General features: G+C 69.6%; 15 protein-coding genes, 1 tRNA gene and 3 pseudogenes. 9 read left to right on the forward strand and 10 right to left on the reverse strand.

Annotated features, from left to right (window positions below; genetic code table 11):
• Nucleotides 1-1,192, forward strand: a pseudogene (locus E3T48_RS03540) (DUF222 domain-containing protein); the annotation flags it as partial.
• A 242-nt stretch (nt 1,193-1,434) separates the two neighbouring features.
• On the opposite strand, the gene E3T48_RS03545 reads toward E3T48_RS03540, so the two are convergent.
• Nucleotides 1,435-1,968, reverse strand: a complete 534-nt coding sequence (locus E3T48_RS03545) for a ferritin (RefSeq protein ID WP_134522478.1) — start codon at nt 1,966-1,968, stop codon at nt 1,435-1,437.
• 84 nt (nt 1,969-2,052) lie between these two features.
• On the opposite strand from E3T48_RS03545, the gene E3T48_RS03550 reads away from it, so the two are divergent.
• Complete coding sequence (locus E3T48_RS03550; RefSeq protein WP_134522479.1) at nt 2,053-2,997, forward strand: ABC transporter ATP-binding protein; 945 nt, start codon at nt 2,053-2,055, stop codon at nt 2,995-2,997.
• Nucleotides 2,994-4,070, forward strand: coding sequence for an ABC transporter permease (locus E3T48_RS03555; protein ID WP_241986632.1), 1,077 nt, complete (start codon nt 2,994-2,996; stop codon nt 4,068-4,070). Before E3T48_RS03550 ends, E3T48_RS03555 begins: the two co-directional genes overlap by 4 nt.
• 35 nt (nt 4,071-4,105) lie before the next feature.
• On the opposite strand, the gene E3T48_RS03560 is transcribed toward E3T48_RS03555, so the two are convergent.
• From E3T48_RS03560 to E3T48_RS03575, 4 genes are all read right to left on the reverse strand, one after another.
• Nucleotides 4,106-4,816, reverse strand: a complete 711-nt coding sequence (locus E3T48_RS03560) for a nucleoside triphosphate pyrophosphohydrolase (RefSeq protein ID WP_134522480.1) — start codon at nt 4,814-4,816, stop codon at nt 4,106-4,108.
• Between the two features lie 106 nt (nt 4,817-4,922).
• Nucleotides 4,923-8,639 carry a transcription-repair coupling factor gene (gene mfd, locus E3T48_RS03565; RefSeq protein WP_134522481.1) on the reverse strand — a complete coding sequence of 1,239 codons (3,717 nt, stop codon included), beginning with the start codon at nt 8,637-8,639 and terminating at the stop codon, nt 4,923-4,925.
• A gap of 48 nt (nt 8,640-8,687) precedes the next feature.
• The gene (gene pth, locus E3T48_RS03570) at nt 8,688-9,269 is read right to left on the reverse strand and encodes an aminoacyl-tRNA hydrolase (RefSeq protein WP_134522482.1); all 582 of its coding nucleotides are present in this window, start codon (nt 9,267-9,269) and stop codon (nt 8,688-8,690) included.
• Nucleotides 9,270-9,307: 38 nt separating this feature from the next.
• Nucleotides 9,308-9,928 (reverse strand): 50S ribosomal protein L25/general stress protein Ctc, encoded by a 621-nt coding sequence (locus tag E3T48_RS03575; protein WP_134522483.1) that lies wholly within the window; start codon nt 9,926-9,928, stop codon nt 9,308-9,310.
• 384 nt (nt 9,929-10,312) lie between these two features.
• Here E3T48_RS03575 and gndA point away from each other — a divergent pair, with 384 nt between their 5' ends.
• From gndA to E3T48_RS03590, 3 genes are all read left to right on the forward strand, one after another.
• On the forward strand, nt 10,313-11,716 hold the full coding sequence (gene gndA / locus E3T48_RS03580) for an NADP-dependent phosphogluconate dehydrogenase (protein WP_241986641.1): 1,404 nt from the start codon (nt 10,313-10,315) through the stop codon (nt 11,714-11,716).
• Nucleotides 11,717-11,960: 244 nt separating this feature from the next.
• Nucleotides 11,961-12,335 carry a hypothetical protein gene (locus tag E3T48_RS03585; RefSeq protein ID WP_134522485.1) on the forward strand — a complete coding sequence of 125 codons (375 nt, stop codon included), beginning with the start codon at nt 11,961-11,963 and terminating at the stop codon, nt 12,333-12,335.
• Nucleotides 12,336-12,380: 45 nt separating this feature from the next.
• Nucleotides 12,381-12,731 (forward strand): DUF1905 domain-containing protein, encoded by a 351-nt coding sequence (locus tag E3T48_RS03590; protein WP_241986634.1) that lies wholly within the window; start codon nt 12,381-12,383, stop codon nt 12,729-12,731.
• Nucleotides 12,732-12,866: 135 nt separating this feature from the next.
• On the opposite strand, the pseudogene E3T48_RS03595 reads toward E3T48_RS03590, so the two are convergent.
• Nucleotides 12,867-12,971: pseudogene (locus E3T48_RS03595) on the reverse strand (RidA family protein); the annotation flags it as partial.
• A gap of 1 nt (nt 12,972) precedes the next feature.
• On the opposite strand from E3T48_RS03595, the pseudogene E3T48_RS03600 reads away from it, so the two are divergent.
• Nucleotides 12,973-13,185: pseudogene (locus tag E3T48_RS03600) on the forward strand (NADP-dependent phosphogluconate dehydrogenase); the annotation flags it as partial.
• Between the two features lie 267 nt (nt 13,186-13,452).
• Complete coding sequence (locus tag E3T48_RS03605; protein ID WP_241986636.1) at nt 13,453-13,818, forward strand: hypothetical protein; 366 nt, start codon at nt 13,453-13,455, stop codon at nt 13,816-13,818.
• Between the two features lie 125 nt (nt 13,819-13,943).
• Here the strand turns inward: E3T48_RS03605 and E3T48_RS03610 are convergent, their stop codons facing one another.
• The 3 genes from E3T48_RS03610 to E3T48_RS03620 form a co-directional block, all read right to left on the reverse strand.
• On the reverse strand, nt 13,944-14,921 hold the full coding sequence (locus E3T48_RS03610) for a ribose-phosphate diphosphokinase (RefSeq protein WP_134522486.1): 978 nt from the start codon (nt 14,919-14,921) through the stop codon (nt 13,944-13,946).
• Entirely contained in the window at nt 14,922-16,346 is a 1,425-nt protein-coding gene (glmU, locus tag E3T48_RS03615; RefSeq protein ID WP_134522487.1) for a bifunctional UDP-N-acetylglucosamine diphosphorylase/glucosamine-1-phosphate N-acetyltransferase GlmU, read from the reverse strand.
• Between the two features lie 72 nt (nt 16,347-16,418).
• A tRNA-Gln gene (locus E3T48_RS03620) sits at nt 16,419-16,490 on the reverse strand.
• Nucleotides 16,491-16,590: 100 nt separating this feature from the next.
• Between E3T48_RS03620 and E3T48_RS03625 the strand changes: the two genes are divergently transcribed.
• Nucleotides 16,591-17,085, forward strand: a complete 495-nt coding sequence (locus E3T48_RS03625; RefSeq protein WP_134510846.1) for a MarR family winged helix-turn-helix transcriptional regulator — start codon at nt 16,591-16,593, stop codon at nt 17,083-17,085.
• A gap of 158 nt (nt 17,086-17,243) precedes the next feature.
• Here E3T48_RS03625 and E3T48_RS03630 read toward each other — a convergent pair whose 3' ends face one another.
• Nucleotides 17,244-18,764 carry a CYTH and CHAD domain-containing protein gene (locus tag E3T48_RS03630; RefSeq protein ID WP_134522488.1) on the reverse strand — a complete coding sequence of 507 codons (1,521 nt, stop codon included), beginning with the start codon at nt 18,762-18,764 and terminating at the stop codon, nt 17,244-17,246.
• Between the last annotated feature and the right edge of the window lie 43 nt (nt 18,765-18,807).

Raw genomic sequence — 18,807 nt, forward strand, 5'->3', positions numbered from 1 at the left:
GCGCGACGACCTCGACCAGGCCGGCATCGCCGCCCGCGAGAAACAAGCCTACGACGACCGGTTCCTCAAGATCTACCGCCTCCCCGACGGCAAAGTCCGACTCCACGGCCTCTTCGCCCCCGAAGACGGCGAATTCGTGCTCTCCACCTACGACTCCATCACCAGCCCCCGACGCGGCGGCGTCCGCTTCGTCGACAAAACACGCGCCGCCTGGGCCAAAAGTATTCAGGACGACCCCCGCACCACCGCGCAAATCGCCGCAGACTCCTTCGTGCAACTACTCAAAATCGCCGGCGAAGTCGACCCCGGACAAATGCTCGGCGGCCGCCGCCCCGCCGTGCGCATCATCGTCACCCACAAAGACCTCACCGACACCGGTGCCCGCGCCACTGCCGACACCGGTGCCCGCGCCACTGCCGGCACCGGTGCCGGTGCCGGTGCCGGTGCCGGTGCCGGTGCCGGTGCCGGTGCCGGTGCCGGCAGTGCACCCGGTGCACCGGCCAACACGTCCCCCTCAACGCCCACAGCCCTCGTAGCCCCCGACGCACCCGACGCACCCGCGGTCAGCCCGGCCGCAGCACCTCCCTCCAATCAACCCGGCCAACCCGGCCAACCCGGCCAGCCCGGCCTACCCGGCGAACCCGGCCAGCCCAGCGAACCCGGCCTACCCGGCGAACCCGGCCAGCCCGGCCAGCCCGGGACGACCCTGGCCCTGCCGACCGGGCACGGCTACATCGAGGGCAGCCCCGCCCCGATCTCCCTCACCACCATCCAACGACAACTCTGCGACACAGGATACGTCGGACTCCTCTTCACCAACACCGGGCAACCCCTCGACATCGGACGAGAACAACGCCTCTTCACCCCCGCCCAACGCACCGCCATGGGCACCCGCGACGGCGGCTGCCTCTGGCCCGACTGCGACAGACCCCCCTCCTGGACCGAAGCCCACCACCTCAAAACCTGGCTCCTCGAACACGGCCACACCAACCTCGCCGACGGAATCTGCCTCTGCCACCCCCACCACCTACTACTCCACAACATGGGTTGGACCATCACCCGCCACGACGACAACTACTGGCTGAAACCACCCGCCACCGTCGACCCCGAACAGACCCCCATCCCACTGCACAGCAAAACCCACCGGCCGAAACGAGCAGACGAGCACGTCGGCGACGAGCAGACCGAGTAGTCCCGGTCTCGACGAGCTCGACCACCGGGCAGGGTCTCGACGAGCTCGACCACCGGTGATTGAGCCTGCCGAAATCACCCCACGGGTCTCGACGAGCTCGACCACCGGGGCGGCCCGGTCTCGACGAGCTCGACCACCCGGGCGGGGCTCGACCACCGGGGCGGGGCGGGTCTCGACAGGCTCGACCACCGGGGGCGGGCTCGACCACCGGGGCGGGCGAGTTGACGCGTGTCGGCCGACTCCTAGAGCGCGCCGCCTGCTGCCCCGGGGGCGTCGGCGTCGACCGGGCCGCCGGCGACCGTTTCCCGCGCGATGTAGTTCTCGATGTCGAAAAGGTTGTCGCCGGCCCGTTGCGCGATCGTCAGGAGCGTGGACATCGACGCGACCTCCTCGACCTGTTCCTTGAGGAACCAGAGCATGGCCTGCTCGCCGAGGGCGTCGCCGTCTGCGCGGGCAGCGCGGAAGAGCGCCTCGATTTGGGAGGTGACCTGCTTCTCCTGGGCCAGGGCGAGGGCGATCGGCTCGACGGCGAGGGTGAAGTTGTTCTGCACGGCCGGGATTCCCGGGATCTCGACGCCGAGGTCGCGGTCGAGCCGGTACTGCACCAGCATCATGGCGTGGTTGCGCTCTTCGATCGACTGGGCGTAGAAGTGCGCGGCGAGCCGGGGCAGGGCCTGATTGTCGAACCAGACGGCGATGGCGATGTACTGCTGCGAGGCCACAAACTCGTTGCCGATCTGGGTGGACAGAAGTTCGTTGAAGGAAATGTCGCTCATGGTTCGACGGTACCGGTCACGGGCATCCCCCGCCACCGCACGACATCCCCCTAGACTTCGATCATCACGCCGGAGGGGGCAACGATGGGGTCAAACGCAGCACAGGGAATCACGGTCACGGGGGTCAGCCGTTCGTTCGGCAGCGTGCACGCCGTGCGGGACGCCACTCTCGCCGTGCCACCGGGCTCGGTGACGGCCCTGATCGGGCCGAACGGCGCCGGCAAGACGACACTGCTGCTCATGCTCGCGAGCCTGCTCGCCCCCGATACCGGCACCATCACGATCGCCGGCCACGACCCGGTGACGGATCCGCAGGCGGTGCGCGCCGCGATGGGCTGGATGCCCGACGTGCTCGGCTCCTGGCCGAGCCTGAGCGTTCGCGCCTCGCTGGAGGTGACCGGGCGGATGTACCGGATGAGCCGCCCCGCCGCCGCCGCCCGCGCGAACGAACTGATCGGCCTGACCGGCATGGAGGCTCTCGCCGACCGGCCGTCCCGTGTGCTCAGCCGCGGGCAGAAGCAGCGGCTGAGCCTGGCCCGGGCCCTCGTGCACTCCCCCTCCGTGCTGCTGCTCGACGAACCGGCATCCGGCCTCGACCCGGCCGCCCGGGTGGCGCTTCGCGAACTCGTTCGCCGTCTCGCAGGTGAGGGAACGGCGATCCTCGTTTCCAGCCACGTCCTCGCCGAACTCGACGAGATGGCCGATGCCGCGGTATACCTCGCCGACGGAGTCACGGCGAGCGCCGAGCGCGTCGCCCTGGCCGGCGCCAGCGCCAGGTCGTGGCGGATCCGCGCACTCGACCCGGCCTCCCTGGAAGGCGGCCTCCGGGCATCCGGCGTCTCCGGAACGCGGACCGACCACCTCGGCACGCTCGTGCAGGTCGACAACGAGGCGGCGGCGGCCGACCTGCTGGCCCGGCTGGTCGGAGCCGGCGTGCAGGTGAGCGCCTTCGGCCCGGCGGTCGGCGATCTGGAGCACACCTTCATCGACCTGTCCCGCCCCGAAGCCAACGGAGGGGCAGCCGCGTGAGCAACACCGTGGACACCAACGCCCGCCCCGCTGTGACCCCCGACCGCACACCGGCCCGGGATTTCGTCGCCGGGCTCTGGCTCATCGTCACGCTCGAGCTGCGCCAGCGCGTGCGCGGGGTCGCGTGGTACATCCTGCTCGGCATCTTCGTGGTGCTCGTCGCGGCGGTCACGGTGCTGCTCTGGCTCTCGACCACCGCCTGGGAGACCGGCGGCGGCGCGGTCTTCTCCGCCGTCATCTTCTTCGTGCTCCTGCTCGGCACCCTCGTCTCGCCAGCGCTCAGCGGCAACGCCATCAACGGCGACCGCGACATCGGCACCCTCGCCACAACCCAGGTCACCCTGATCAGCACGGGCCAACTCGTGCTGGGCAAGTTCGTCGCGGCCTGGATCACGGCCCTCGCGTTCCTCGCCGCCGCCGTGCCGTTCCTGCTCTTCGCGGTCACCCTAGGCCAGGTCTCACCTGGCACGATCGCCGTCTCCGTGCTCGTGCTCGCGGCCGAGCACGGGGTCATCGCCGCCGTCGGCGTCGGGCTGTCCGGCGTCGTCACCCGCCCCCTGTTCTCGATCGTCGTCACCTACCTCATCGTCGCCGCGTTGAGCGTCGGCACGCCCATCGCGTTCGTCCTGCTCGGCACCGCCACGAAGTCGGAACAGACCCTCACGCCGCCGGCCGGCTGCCACGATCCCGCGACCACGGTGGACGTTCCCCGTTTCGACCGCTACTGGTGGGTGCTCGCCGCGAATCCGTACGTCGTCGTCGCGGACGCGTCCCCCGGCGTCTTCGACACCTCCGGCAACCCGCAGGACCTGTTCGGCTGGATCGCGGTCGGGGTGCGGCAGGCACAGGTTGCACCCGACCTGCAGGCCGAGGTCCCCTACTGCAATTCGACGGGCCAATACTACGGCGACGGCAAGCAGCCGACGGCGCGAGAGCTCTACGACAACGCAGTGCCGTCCTGGTTCGTCGGCCTTGGCATCCACCTGGCCCTCGGCGCCGGGGCGCTGCTCTGGGCTTGGCGCCGCACGATCACCCCGGCCCGCCGACTCCCCACGGGACGCCGCGTCGCCTGATCGTGCGCTCGGCACGCTCGCGCGGGCCAGCCGGGTCAGCCCGGCAGGCCGATGATGCCGGCGTCGAAGACGTCGGTTCCTTCCGTTGCGGGGGTGTCGGTCTCGCCCTCGGCGACGCGGATCTCGTCCTGCAGCCCGCGGAGCGCGGTGCGGAGCGCGCGCTCCGCGTCGAGCCCCTGCGCCTTCGCGGCGGAGACGATGGCCAGCAGCAGCGGCCCGAGCTCGTCTTCGCTCTCGATCGGGAGCGGGAAGGCCGACTCCGTGCCGAGCAGCCCGATCTTCTGCGCCCGCCCGAGCACCTTGTCGGCGAGGGCGAGGGCCGGCATTCCCTGCGGGATCCCGTCGAGCACGCTCGTGCGGTGCGGCTTCTCCGCGGCCTTGAAGTCGTCCCACGCCGCGACGACGTCGCCGGCGGTCTCGAGCGACAGGTCGCCGAAGACATGCGGATGCCGGCCCACCATTTTCGCGGTCATCTGCTCGGCGACATCCTGAATGTCGAAGTCCTCGCCGCTGCTGTGCGCGGCGAGGTCGGCGTGGAAGAGCACCTGGTAGAGGACGTCGCCGAGTTCCTCGATCAGTTCCTCGCGGCTGCCCGCCTCGATCGCGTCGATCAGCTCGTGGCTTTCCTCGATCAGGTACTGCACGAGGGATTCGTGGGTCTGGTCCGCGTCCCAGGGGCAACCGCCGGGCGCACGGAGCCGGGCGACGGTCTCGATCAGGATGTCGAGCTGGCTGGGCTGGGTCATGCGGGCCTCCTGGGGTTCGTTCTCATCGTAGGCGGCGGATCCGGGCTCCACGCGGGCGGCGGCGCGACCGCACTCCACCGGAGCAAACCCCTGGCGGATGCCGGCGTCACGCGGTCGGCACGGTGACCGCGTCGACCGGGCGGGGGAAGATCGCGTCCAGCAGGGAACCGGCCCACGCGATCAGGGCCGCGTCGCCGAGCGGCTCGCCGTTGATCCGGGGCATGGGCACGGTCATCGACCCGTTCTGGGTGAAGTAGCGCGAGCCCGGGTACATCCGTTGCAGTCGCACCTGCATCGAATCGGCCAGGTTCGCCGGGGCGACGCGCAGGTTCGAGCCCATGGCGACGACCTCGCCGAGGCCGGCCTGCTGGGCCAGCCAGCGGAGCCGGGAGACCAGGATGAGGTTCTGCACCGGCTGCGGCGGCTCACCATAGCGATCGGTGAGTTCGTCGAGGACCCGGTCGATCTGGTCCTTCGCGGCGGTCGGAGAGCTTGCCGCGGAGAGCTTCTGGTAGGCCTCGAGGCGCAACCGCTCGCTGTCGACGTAGTCCTCGGGGATGTGCGCGTCGACGGGCAGTTCGAGCCGCAGCTCGGTCTGCCCCTCCGCGACGTCGCCGCGGAAGGTGCTCACGGCCTCGCCGATCATCCGCAGGTACAGGTCGAAGCCCACGCCGGCGATGTGCCCGGCCTGCTCGCCGCCGAGCAGGTTGCCGGCCCCGCGGATCTCGAGGTCCTTCAGCGCCACCTGCATGCCGGCACCCAGTTCGTTGTTCGCCGCGATGGTCGACAGACGGTCGTGGGCGATCTCGGTGAGCGGCTTGTTCTCGTCGTAGAGGAAGTAGGCGTAGGCGCGCTCCCGGCCACGGCCGACCCTCCCCCGCAACTGGTGCAACTGGCTGAGCCCGAACTTGTCGGCGCGGTCGATGATGATCGTGTTCGCGTTGGCAATGTCCAGGCCCGTCTCGATGATCGTCGTCGAGACGAGCACGTCGAACCTGCGCTCCCAGAAGTCCACCACGACCTGTTCCAGCTGGGCCTCGGGCAGCTGCCCGTGCGCCACGGCGATCCGCGCCTCGGGCACGAGCTCGGCGAGCTTCGCGGCCACCCGGTTGATGCTCGACACCCGGTTGTGCACGACGAAGATCTGGCCCTCTCGCAGCAGCTCCCGGCGGATCGCGGCCGCCACCTGCCGGTCGGAGTACGGGCCGACGAAGGTGAGGATCGGGTGCCGGTCCTCCGGCGGGGTGGCCAGGGTCGACATCTCCCGGATCCCGGTGACCGCCATCTCCAGGGTGCGCGGGATCGGTGTGGCACTCATCGCGAGGATGTCCACGTTGGTCTTCAGCTTTTTCAGCGCGTCCTTGTGCTCCACCCCGAACCGCTGCTCCTCGTCGATGATGACGAGGCCGAGGTCCTTGATCACGATCGACTCGGAGAGCAGCCGGTGGGTGCCGATCACGAGGTCGACGGTGCCGTCGAGCATCCCGGCGATGGTCTCCCGGGATTCCTTCTCGGTCTGGAACCGGCTGAGCGCCCGCAGGTGGATCGGGAACCCGGCGAAGCGCTCCTGGAAGGTCTCCATGTGCTGGCGCACGAGCAGGGTCGTCGGCACGAGCATGACGACCTGCTTGCCGTCCTGGATCGCCTTGAACGCGGCCCGCACCGCCACCTCCGTCTTGCCGAAGCCGACATCGCCGGACAGCAGCCGGTCCATCGGGATGGGCCGTTCCATGTCGGCCTTCACCTCGTCGATGGTGGTGAGCTGGTCGGGCGTCTCCGCGAACGGGAACGCCTCCTCCAACTCGCGCTGCCACGGGGTGTCCGGCCCGAAGGCATGCCCCTTGCTGGCCATCCGCGCCGAGTACAGCTTCACCAGTTCGACGGCGATGTCCCGAACCGCCCGGCGGGCCTTGGTCTTCGCGGCCGACCAGTCGCTGCCGCCCATCTTGCTGAGCGCGGGCGCCTCCCCGCCGACGTATCGGCTGACCAGGTCGAGCTGGTCGGTCGGCACGTAGAGCTTGTCCCCGGGGTGGCCGCGCTTCGACGGCGCGTATTCGAGGACAAGGTATTCGCGCTTGGTCTTGACCGGGTTGCGGCCCCCGCTGGAAACCTCCCGCTGGGTCAGCTCGACGAACCGCCCGATGCCGTGGGTCTGGTGCACGACGTGGTCGCCGGCCCCCAGCTGGAGCGGGTCGACGACGTTCTTGCGCCGGCTGGCCAGCTTCTTGACCTGGCGGGCGTCGTAGCCGACGACCCGGCCGTAGAACTCGGACTCGCTGACCAGGGTGAGTTTCGTCTCCGGGATTTCGAAGCCGTGGTCGACGGATGCCTTGAGCAGGTAGGCGATGCCGGGTTCCGGGTCGCTGGGCCATTCGCCGACGATCCGGGCCGGGAGTTCACGCTCGGCGAGCACGTCGGCGGCGCGTTCGACCAGTCCGGCGCCCTGCGCGACGATCCCGACGGTCCAGCCGTCCTTCAGCCGCGCGGCGAGGTGCCCGACGGCACCCTCCACGCTGCCCTGGAAGCTCGGCACGGCATCGCCGTCGACGCGCACGGTGAGCAGCTCGTCGAGTTCCCGGTGCTCGGGGAGCACGCGGGTCTCGACAGGCTCGACCACCGGTGGTCGAGCCTGTCGAGACCCGGCGGGAGCCTGTCGAGACACGGGGAGCACCGGGGCATCCGTCGGCGCCGCCTGGAACGAGCTGAATGTCCACCAGGCGTGGGCGGAGGCTGGGGCGCCGGGCGCGCTGAACTTCACGGAGTCGCGCAGCCGGCCGAGGGTGAGGAAGTCCCCGGACTCGAGGTCGATCGGGGCCTCGGCGCCGGCGGTCGCGGCGCTCCACGCTGCGCCGAGGAACTCCCGGTTCGTCTCGGCGAGGCTGATCGCGCGGGAGGCGACCCGTTCGGGCGAAATCACGGCCACGGCCGCCTCGCGGGGAAGGTAGTGGGTGATCGGCACAAGCCGGTCGACCAGCGCGGGAGCGAGGCTCTCCATCCCCTCGACGGGGATTCCCTCGGCGATCTTGGCGAGCAGCCCGGCCAGGCTCGGGAACTCGTGCTGCATCTCCCTGGCCCGCTGCCGCACGGCCGGGCTGAGCAGCAGTTCCCGGCTCGGTGGCAGGGACACCCGCTCGATCGGCTCGGGCAGGGATCGCTGGTCGGCGACGGAGAACGCGCGGATCTGCTCGACCTCGTCACCGAAGAACTCCGCCCGGTACGGATGCGGCGCCACGGGCGGGAACACGTCGAGGATGCCGCCGCGCACGGCGAACTCGCCCCGGCGGGTGACCATGTCCACCCGGGTGTAGGCGAGGCCGACGAGTTCCCTGGCGATGGCGCCGAGATCGTGGCCGCGGGCGCCGGCGGCCAGCTCGATCGGTTCGTAGTCGGTGAGGTTGTCGGCCACCGGTTGCAGGGCGGCCCGCACCGAGGCGATGACGATCAGCGGGCGCCGGGCGGCCGGGTCGGACTCCTCCCAGTCGCGCATCCGTCGGAGTGCGTAGAGACGTTTGCCGACGATCTCAGCGCCGGGGCTCAGCCGTTCGTGCGGGAGGGTCTCCCAGGCCGGGAAGTCGACGATCTCGGCGCCGTCGGTGAAGCAGGCCAGATTCTCGTGCAGGGACTCCGATTCGCGCCCGGTCGCCGTGATGACGAGCAGGGCCTGGGCCTTCTCCAGCCGGCCGCGTTGCTCGAGCATGGCCGCGATCAGCGGCGCCCGCAGGCCCTCGGTGAGCGAGAAATCGGCGTCCCGGTTCGCGAACGTGAGGGCGTTGTCGAATCTGGAGGCGCGCGAAAGTGTGGCAATTAAGCCCTGAAGAGTCACCCGTCAAGTCTACGCAGCCCCGCCGCCATCACCTTCCCGGTCGAAGGGCTACGGGGAGTGGAACTTCTGCTGGGCGGCGGTGACGCCCTCGGCGGCGATCAGTTCGATCGCGTCGGCGGCATCCGTCAGCAGGGTGGGCAGGATCGCCCGCTCGTCCTTGCCGAAGTCGTGCAGCACGAAGTCGGCCGCGTCCTGGCGCCCGGGCGGGCGCCCGATGCCGATCCGGATCCGCACGAATTCCTTCGTGCCGGTCGCGGCGATGATGTCACGGAGGCCGTTGTGGCCGCCGTGGCCGCCGCCGACCTTGATCTTGAGCGTGTCGAAGGGGAGGTCGAGGTCGTCGTGGACGACGATCAACCGGTCGGGCTCAAGCGAGTAGAAGCGCAGGAGCGCGGCGACCGGGCCACCGGACACGTTCATGTAGGTGCTCGGCTTGGCCAGCACCAGCTTGGGTCCGCCGGGGAAACTGCGTCCCTCGGCGACCGCCGAATTGGTCTTGTGGTTCTTGAAGTTCGCCGACAGACGGTCGGCGAGCACGGCCGCGACCATGTGGCCGACGTTGTGTCGGTTGCCGGCGTAGCCGGGCCCGGGGTTACCGAGCCCGACTACGAGCCAGAGATTCTCGTCCAGGGAATTCCTCCGCGGTCGACGAAGCCGGGTGGGGAAGACTACTCGGCGGCAGGAGCCTCGGTGGTCTCGGCGGCCTCGGCCGGCTCTTCCTCTTCCTCGGCGGCGGGCAGGTGCACGTAGACCACGAGGGCGTCGGGGTCGGAGATGAGCGCCGCGCCCTCGGGGAGGACGACGTCCTTCGCGTGGATCTGCGCGCCGTCGTCGAGCCCGTCGATGGAGACGACGATGTTCTGCGGGATGCTCGTGGCCTCGACCTCGAGCATGAGGAACTTCGAGTCCAGGTCGGCGATGGTGCCGGAAACGGCCTCGCCGGTCAGGTGGATGGAAACCTCGACCTGGACCTTCTCACCCTTGCGGATGACGATGAGGTCGAGGTGCTCGATGATCTGCAGGAACGGGTCCTTCTGGACATCCTTCACCAGGGTGAGGTGGGTGGTGCCGTCGACGTCCAGTTCGAGCACGGCGTTGGCGCGGCGCAGCAGGAGGCCGATCTGGTGGGCCGGGAGGGCGACGTGCACCGGGTCGGTGCCGTGGCCGTAGATGACGGCGGGGATCTTGCCCAGCACGCGCAGCTTGCGGGCAGCGCCCTTGCCGAACTTGACGCGCAGGTCGGCGGAAATCTTGTTGTCGGTGACAACCTTCTTCTTGGCCTCAGCCATGATGTTTCTCCTTGCGGGCCTGGACGGCCCAGTCTGGTTTCGCGGACCGAGGTCCGGGAATCGTGGGTACTGGTTCAACTCGAACGCGTGTGCGCGTGAGGAAAGGCCGTGAAGCATCCCGCCGCGTCGATAACGGATGCCGATGGACGGTTTCCCGCCGTCGACAGCCCTCGCCGAAGTTCAACTCGTGAGTCTAGCAAAGCGGGCGGGCCGGGGCGAACCGGGCGCCCGGCATCCGTCGCCTGGGGCCGCCCGACATGCCACGTAACCGTTCCGGCCGACGCAGTAGCCTTGAAAGAGGTTTGAGATCAATCACCTGAAGGAGCGAACGTGGCCGAAACCGGCGCAGCACAGGCAAACATTGGCGTAGTGGGACTGGCGGTGATGGGGTCGAATCTGGCCCGCAACCTCGCCAGCCGGGCGGGGAACACGGTGGCGGTGTACAACCGCTCGCCCGAGCGCACCCGCCTCCTCACCGGCGAGCACCCGGAGGCGAACTTCGTCGCCTCCGAGACGATCGAGGAATTCGCGGCGTCGCTCCGGAAGCCGCGCACCGCGATCATCATGGTTCAGGCCGGCACGGGCACGGATGCCGTGATCAGCGCGCTAACCGCCCTGTTCGAGCCCGGGGACATCATCGTCGACGGCGGCAACGCCGACTTCCAGGACACCATCCGCCGGGAGAAGGCCGTTCGCGCCACCGGCGTGAACTTCGTCGGCGCCGGCATCTCCGGCGGCGAGGAGGGCGCCCTCAAGGGACCCAGCATCATGCCCGGCGGCTCCGCCGAGGCCTACGAGACCCTTGGCCCGATCCTTGAGTCGATCGCGGCCGTCGTCGACGGCGTGCCCTGCGTCACGCATGTGGGCACGGATGGCGCGGGCCACTTCGTCAAGATGATCCACAACGGCATCGAGTACGCCGACATGCAGCTCATCGCCGAGGCCTACGACCTGCTCCGCAAGGTCGGCGGGCTCTCCCCCGCCGCCATCGCCGACGTGTTCACCGACTGGAACGCGGGCGACCTCGAGAGCTACCTGATCGAGATCACCGCCGAGGTGCTCCGCCAGGTCGACGCGAAGACCGGCCTGCCGTTCGTCGACGTCGTCCTCGACGAGGCCGGCTCGAAGGGCACCGGGGTCTGGACCGTGCAGAACGCCCTCGACCTGGGCGTGCCCGTCGGCGGCATCGCCGAGGCCGTCTTCGCCCGCGCCGTGTCCAGCCACCCGGAGCAGCGCGTGCCGCTCCGCGCGGCCCTCGGCGCCCGCCCGGAAATCGCCGTTGTCGGCCACACCTTCCAGGACGACGTGCGCCAGGCCCTCTACGCCTCCAAGGTCGTCGCCTACGCCCAGGGCTTCGACGCCATCATCGCCGGCGCCGAGAAGTACGGCTGGAAGATCGACAAGGGCGCCATCGCCACGATCTGGCGCGGCGGCTGCATCATCCGCGCTCAGTTCCTCAACCGGATCGTCGACGCCTACGCGAACGACCCGTCGATCCCGACCCTGCTGGTCGACCCGTACTTCGCCCAGGCCGTCGCCGACGGCGAGTCGGCCTGGCGCCGGGTGGTATCGACCGCGGCGCTCTCCGGTATCCCGGTCCCCGGTTTCGCGTCGGCGCTGAGCTACTTCGACTCGCTCGCGAGCGAGCGGCTTCCCGCCGCGCTCGTGCAGGGCCAGCGCGACTTCTTCGGAGCGCACACCTACAAGCGCGTCGACATGCCCGGCACCTTCCACACCCTGTGGTCGGGCGACCGCTCGGAAATCGAGACCGAGGGTTCCTCGCACTAGGCTCACCGCACCGGCCTCACCCCGGCCGGGCCTGAGCGCCCGGCCCGGTGGTCGAGCCTGCCCGGTGGTCGAGCCTGCCCGGTGGTCGAGCCAGTCGAGACCCTGGCGCGGGATTTCGACAGGCTCAATCACCGACCCGGTGGTCGAGCCTGCCCGGTGGTCGAGCCTGTCGAGACCAGGCCACGCAAGATGGTCTCGACAAGCTCGACCACCGACCAGCAGATTTGCGATACTGGAGCCCACCATGAGTGACAGCGACGAGCAGCACCCCGAACTCTCCGGCTACGAGCCGCAGGATGCCGACCGGCCCCTGCGCAGTCGGCGCGCCCTGACGTTCATGCGCATCGTCGTCGTGCTGGGCGTCGTGGCCCTGATCGTGCCGGGCATCCTGACCTCATTGCAGATCGCGTCGGCCACGGCGGAGAACACCTGCCGGGCCGCGGTCCTGCGCTATCACCCGTTTGCCGTCGGCTCGCACGCTCGGTTCGAGCTGAGCGGGCCGGGCGGATTCGGCTGGCAATGCTACGCAATCGATGTCAACGAGCGCGCGACCTACGTCATCCCGCTTGGGATCATCCCGTCCGCGCCCGGCGCACTCGACCCGGGAATCCCGGCCTGAACTGCAGCGCAGACTGACCTGCTGCGCAGAACGGAGACGAACTAGATGAGCGAAGGCACTCCGATGGACCAGGCACGGGACGGGCAGAGCCCTGGCCTCGGCCCGACGTTCACGTTCACGGCGGAGCTCTGGGAGTACGAGGGGAAGGGTGCCTGGATCTTCGCCTCGCTGCCCTCGAAGGTGGCTGACGACATTCGTGAAATCACCGAGGGCCGCCGCAACGGGTTCGGCTCGGTCAAGGTTCTCGCCGTTGTCAACGCCACCCGGTGGTCGACCTCGGTGTTCCCTGACGGCTCCCGGAACACGTTCCTCCTGCCGGTGAAGAAGGCGGTCAGGCTCGCCGAGGGAATCTCGGAGGGCGATGCCGTGACGTTCCGCCTCGAGCTGGTGCTGTAACCACCCGTGTTGTAGCCGCTGGCGGTGCCGCTGGCGGTGCCGCAGTCATCTTCCGTACTCGTCTGCACGAATGTTCAAAGTCGCCTGCGCGGCCGGCATCTGTCCGTATGGGGAACGTCTTGCGGGCTGGTCGTGTCAGTCGACTACTGCCGCGACGGCTTCGATCTCGACGAGCTGGTCCGTGTACCCAAGTACGGTGACTCCCATGAGCGTGCTCGGTGCGTCGAGGTGGCCGTAGGCCGCGGCGCTCTCCGGCATCCCGGTCCCCGGTTTCGCGTCGGCGCTCAGCTACTTCGACTCGCTCGCGAGCGAGCGGCTTCCCGCCGCGCTCGTGCAGGGCCAGCGCGACTTCTTCGGAGCGCACACCTACAGACGCGTCGACATGCCCGGCACCTTCCACACCCTGTGGTCGGGCGACCGCTCGGAAATCGAGACCGAGGGTTCCACGCACTAGCGCCGCCGACCCGGTGGTCGAGCCTGCCCGGTGGTCGAGCGAGTCGAGACCCTGGCGCGTGATTTCGACAGGCTCAATCACCGACCCGGCGGTCGAGCCCGCCCGGTGGTCGAGCCAGTCGAGACCCTGGCGCGTGATTTCGACAGGCTCAATCACCGACCCGGCGGTCGAGCCCGCCCGGTGGTCGAGCCTGTCGAGACCAGGCCACGCAAGATGGTCTCGACAAGCTCGACCACCGACCAGCGGGTTTGCGATACTTGGACGATCATGAGCGACGAGCACCCCGAACTCTCCGGCTACGAGCCGCAGGATGCCGACCGGCCCCTGCGCGGTCGGCGCGCCCTCACGCTCATGCGCATCGTCGTCGTGCTGGGACTCGTGGCGCTGATCGTGCCGGGCATCCTGACCACGGCGCGGGTCGCGACGACGACGGCCGAGAACACCTGCCGGGTGGCGACCCCGCACTTCTACCCGTATTCGGTCGGGTCGGACGCCCGCTTCGAACTGACCGGGCCGGGCGGGCTCGGCTGGCAGTGCTACGCGCTCGACCGCAACGAGCGTGAGACCTACGTCATTCCACTCGGCATCATCCCCTCCGCGCCGCGGGCGCCGGAGACCAGCATCCCCACCTAGGCCAGGACCACGTACGCCGCGGCCGGGACGGCCACCCCCTGCGCAACCGAGACCAGGTACGACGATGGCCGGCCACCGACATCCGTCGACGACCGGCCAGTGACCGCTCGGTGCCTATGCGGTGCCTACGCGGCGCCCTCGAACATCGACGTGACCGACCCCTCGTCGAACACCTCGTGGATCGCGCGCGCCAGCAGCGGGGCGATCGGCAGCACGGTGAGCGTGGGGAACCGCTTCTCCATCGGGATCGGCAGGGTGTCGGTGACGACGACCTCGGAGATCGCCGGGTTCTGCAGCAATTCGAACGCCGGGTGGCTGAACACGGCGTGGGTCGCGGCGACGACGACGCCGATGGCGCCGGCCTTGCGCAGGGCCTCGGCGGCGAGCACGATCGTGCGGCCGGTGTCGATCATGTCGTCGACGATCAGGCAGACGCGCCCGTCGACCTGGCCGACGATCTCGTGCACGGAGACGAGGTTGGGCACGAGCGGGTCGCGCCGCTTGTGGATGATGGCCAGCGGGGCGCCGAGCTTGTCACTCCAGATGTCCGCGACGCGCACGCGGCCCATGTCGGGCGAGACAACGGTGAGGGTGGCCGGGTCGAGCTTCTCCTTGAAGTGCTCGAGCAGCACCGGCATGGCGAAGAGGTGGTCGACGGGGCCGTCGAAGAAGCCCTGGATCTGGGCGGCGTGCAGGTCGACCGCCATGATCCGGTCGGCGCCGGCGACCTTGAACAGGTCGGCGACGAGGCGGGCGGAGATCGGCTCGCGGCCGCGGCCCTTCTTGTCCTGGCGGGCGTACGGGTAGAACGGCGCGACCACGGTGATCCGCTTGGCGGAGGCCCGCTTGAGCGCGTCGACCATGATCAGCTGTTCCATCAGCCATTCATTGATCGGGTTGGTGTGCGACTGGATGACGAAGGTGTCGCTCCCGCGCACGCTCTCATCGAAGCGGGCGTAGATCTCACCGTTCGCGAAGGTGCGGGCGTCCGTGTGGACGAGTTCGGTACCAAGCTCCGTGGCGATGTCCAGTGCCAGTTGCGGGTGAGCTCGCCCCGAAACCAATACAAGTCGCTTTTCGCCGCTGGTCTTGATTCCAGACACCTAGTCTCCGCTCTTTGCCGCGGCCGCCGCCGCGTCGGTTCCCGGGCGGTTGGTCTGTACCCAGCCGTCCATATTGCGTTGTGGGGCCACACTCAGGGACAAAGCCCCGGCCGGCACGTCCTTGCGGACGATTGTGCCGGCCCCCGTGTATGCCCCGTCCCCAATCCTAATCGGCGCGACGAACACGTTGTGCGACCCGGTGCGCACATGCGACCCGATTTCGCTCCGGTGCTTGTTCACGCCGTCGTAGTTGGCGAAGATCGTGCCTGCCCCGATGTTGGACTGTTCGCCGACGGTGGCGTCGCCGACATAACTCAGGTGCGGCACCTTGCTGCCGGCGCCGATGGTGGCGTTCTTGGTCTCGACGAACGCCCCGATCTTGCCGTCCGCGCCCAGGATGGTACCGGGCCGCAAATAGGAGAACGGGCCGACGGATGCCCCGGCGCCGATCACCGCGAGCGTCGCGTCGGTGCGCGTGACCACCGCGTTCTCGCCGACCTCGCAGTCCAGGAGTGTGGTGTCCGGGCCGATCACGGCGCCGGTCTCGATCACCGTCGCGCCGCGGATCTGGGTTCCGGGCAGGATGGTCACGTCCGGTGCGAGCTGCGCCTTGAGGTCGATCCAGGTGGTGGCCGGGTCCTGCACGGTGACGCCGGCCAGCTGCCAGCCGTGCACGATGAAACCGTTGAGCTGGCGTGCGGTCTCGCTGAGCTGGGCGCGGTCGTTGATGCCGGCGACGAGCCAGGCATCCGCGACGGGCACGGCGCGCACGGACGAGCCGGCGTCGCGGAGCAGCCCGATCACATCGGTCAGGTACTTCTCTCCCTGCACGTTGTCGGTGGTGAGTCGCGCGAGCTGCTCGCGCAGTTCGGCGATGCCGAAGGCGTAGACGCCCGCGTTGGTCTCGGCGATCTGGCGTTCGTCGGCCGACGCATCCTTCTGTTCGACGATGCGGTCGAAGCCGCCCGTCTCGGAGCGCACGATGCGGCCGTAACCGGTGGAGTCTTCAGGGAATGAGGAGAGCACCGTGGCGGAGACCTCACGCTCGCGGTGCGCGGCGACGAAGCTGGCCAGGGTGGCGGAGTTCAGCAGCGGCACATCGCCGGAGACCACGAGGACGTCGCCCTCGAAATCGGCGGGGAGGGCCGCGACGGCCAGCTCCACGGCCCGGCCGGTGCCGGGGACCTCGTCCTGGTCGACGATCAGGCTCTCGGGCAGGTCCTCGGCCACCAGGGCGGCGACCAGATCCCTCTCGTGACGCACGACGGTGACGACGTGGGCGGCGCCCAGCGCGCGGGAGGTGGCGAGGACGTGGCTGAGGATGGGCAGCCCGGCCAGCTGGTGCAACAGCTTCGGGGTACTGGACCTCATGCGGGTGCCCTGGCCTGCGGCCAGAACGACGATAGCGAGTCGGGAATCTGTCACGTGGTTTCCTCTTTGCTTGTCGTGTTGCCGGCCGGTACGACCGTAAGGAGCGCCACTGGTCTGAAACCAGTGCTCCGCCGCCAGGACTCGAACCTGGACCTAACAGCTCCAAAGGCTGTCGTGCTGCCATTACACCACGGCGGAATTCGCCGGCCCGGGGCCGACCAACGCTGACAAGTCTGCCAGAAGTATCGTGCGCGGCGCGCAGCGAGCAACGAGGGCCACCCCGAGGCCGGATAATGGAATGATGCCCGCCCATGACGAAGTCGACCGGATCGTAGACGCCTGGCTGCGGGAACGCCCCGACCTCGACTTCGCTCCGCTGCAGGTCCTGTCCCGGGTCGGCCGGCTCTCCAAACACCTGGATCGGGCCAGGCGCACCGCGTTTTCCCGCTCCGAACTGGAGTCCTGGGAGTTCGACGTGCTCTCGGCCCTGCGCCGGGCCGGCGCACCCTACGAGCTGAGCCCGAAGGCCCTACTGCAGCAGACCCTGGTCTCCAGCGGCACGATGACCAACCGGATCGACCGCCTCGTCGAGCGCGGGCTGGTCACCCGGCGCACCGATCCCAACGACGGGCGGGGCATCTTCGTCGGGATGAACCCGGCCGGCCTGACCCGGGTGGATGCCGCGATCACCCGGCTGGTCGACGCGGAGGCCGAGCTGCTCTCCACCCTGTCGGCGAGCGACCAGGACCGTCTGGCCGGGCTGTTGCGCAAGCTCAGCCTCGACTTCGACTGAAGCACGTTCCCCGCCGGTGGTTGAACCTATCCGTGAGCTCAGTGCCGGCACGTGCCGAATTCAGGTGTACAGCCCGGAACAGTGCGACGGATGCCTGCCGCGGACCTGGATTCGAGCTGTTCTCCTGAATTCGACACACGCTTGACCGTCGGTGATGCCTACTTGTCGATTGACGCGGAGGGGAAGTCCTTCCAGGCCGTGAAGAACCGGGCCTCGGTGCCGGCCGCGCCTGCCTCCTCGACGGCGTGCATCCGCCCGTAGGTGAATGCGTTCTCGTTGAACAGGAACGCCTTCATGCCGAGGCCGAGCAGTTCGCCGCGCGCGACGACACTGTCCTGGTGGTCGCCGAGGATATCCTGCACCTGCCGGGCCGCGGCCACGAGTCGCGTGGCCCGCTTGCTCCGGAGCGGGGCGGCCGTCTCGGCCGCGTAGCGCAGCTGCTTGGCGCGTTTGCGTGCCTCGTGCAGGGCTTCGTCGCGTTCGGTGCCTGCCGCGGCGCGGCGGGCCGCGCGCACGGCCGCGCGAAGGTGCTTCCACTCGGCGCGGACCAGGCCGGGCACGACCTTTCGCGCCGGTTTGTCGGCGGTGCGGTACAGGGGCGGTGACGCCAGTAGCTCGTCGAGGGCGTCGAGGAGCCGGAAGTAGCGGTCCGAGGCGAGGGCGGAACGCGTGTCCGCCTCGCTGATCCGCACGACGGTGGAGAAGTGCTCGTCGATCCGCGGTGCGACCGGTCCGGCGCTGAGGCCGGCCGGTTCGAGTTCCAGCCGGTGGGTGAGGCGCTGGCGCATCACCTGGGCGTCCCTGGCGCGACCGAGCACGCCCGCGATCCAGCGCAGCTCGACTCGGAGCGGGCCGGCGACGCCCGCGTCGAGGAGCGGACCGTAGGTGGACAGGGCCGAACGCAGCCGCCTGGTCGCCACGCGCATCCGGTGCACGGCCTCTTCGTCGCTTTCCCGCACGAGGGGATCCTCGGCCGTGACCGCCTCCACCTGCGCCCGCAGGTAGGCCAGCAGCACGTCCCCGGTCGAGCTGGCGGGCCCCGGCCGTTCCGGCGCGACGGGCGCGCCGGCAGGGGCGAGGTCGCCGAGGGCTCGGGCGAGCTTGGACGGGCTCGCGGCCGGCTCGACTCCCACGGTCGACAGCCTCTCCTGGGCGGCGTCGAGCAGGCCGCGGGACCCGTCGACGAGTTCGATCTCCCATTCGCGCCAGGCCTGGTTCAACGGTTCGGACCCGAACCGTTCGGCCTGCACCGAGTCGTCGCAGACCTCGGCGAGCACCGCGTCGTCCAGGCCGACGAGGTGGTGCACGACCCTCAGGGTGCGCAGCCGCACGACGGGCATCAGCGGCCGGCCGCGCAGGTACACCCGCACGAGGCGGAGGATCGCGTCCGGGATCACGTCGGGGTCGGCCCCGACCGGCTCGCGCATCTCGCGGCGTTCGTCGGCGGCGACGGGGAGCTTGAGGTGCCAGCCTGCGTCGTCGCCGCCGGCGCGCCGGCGCAGCGTGATCCGGCGGCGGGCGAGCGCCAGGTCGGCGGTGTCGAAGTAGAGGGCGTCCAGGTGGTGCTCGACCGGCGGGGCGACATGGGTGACGCCGGGCAGGTCGTGCAACGGCGGCAACGGCGTCGCCGGATTAACGTCGAATTTACGCTCGATCTCGGCAAAGCCCTCGGAAGTCATGGTCCAGTCTACTTCGGCCCGCCAGGCCGATCCCGGTGGCGGC

It is taken from the genome of Cryobacterium fucosi (genome assembly GCF_004403515.1).
Taxonomy (GTDB): domain Bacteria; phylum Actinomycetota; class Actinomycetes; order Actinomycetales; family Microbacteriaceae; genus Cryobacterium; species Cryobacterium fucosi.

Excerpts from the sequence above, each read along its gene's own strand:
- E3T48_RS03550 (WP_134522479.1), top strand. The coding sequence starts at position 2,053 with ATGGGGTCAAACGCAGCACAGGGAATCACGGTCACGGGGGTCAGCCGT.
- E3T48_RS03545 (WP_134522478.1), bottom strand. The coding sequence starts at position 1,968 with ATGAGCGACATTTCCTTCAACGAACTTCTGTCCACCCAGATCGGCAAC.
- E3T48_RS03630 (WP_134522488.1), bottom strand. The coding sequence starts at position 18,764 with ATGACTTCCGAGGGCTTTGCCGAGATCGAGCGTAAATTCGACGTTAAT.
- E3T48_RS03575 (WP_134522483.1), bottom strand. The coding sequence starts at position 9,928 with ATGGCTGAGGCCAAGAAGAAGGTTGTCACCGACAACAAGATTTCCGCC.
- E3T48_RS03605 (WP_241986636.1), top strand. The coding sequence starts at position 13,453 with ATGAGCGACGAGCACCCCGAACTCTCCGGCTACGAGCCGCAGGATGCC.
- E3T48_RS03625 (WP_134510846.1), top strand. The coding sequence starts at position 16,591 with ATGATGCCCGCCCATGACGAAGTCGACCGGATCGTAGACGCCTGGCTG.
- E3T48_RS03590 (WP_241986634.1), top strand. The coding sequence starts at position 12,381 with ATGAGCGAAGGCACTCCGATGGACCAGGCACGGGACGGGCAGAGCCCT.
- gndA (WP_241986641.1), top strand. The coding sequence starts at position 10,313 with ATGGGGTCGAATCTGGCCCGCAACCTCGCCAGCCGGGCGGGGAACACG.
- E3T48_RS03585 (WP_134522485.1), top strand. The coding sequence starts at position 11,961 with ATGAGTGACAGCGACGAGCAGCACCCCGAACTCTCCGGCTACGAGCCG.
- E3T48_RS03560 (WP_134522480.1), bottom strand. The coding sequence starts at position 4,816 with ATGACCCAGCCCAGCCAGCTCGACATCCTGATCGAGACCGTCGCCCGG.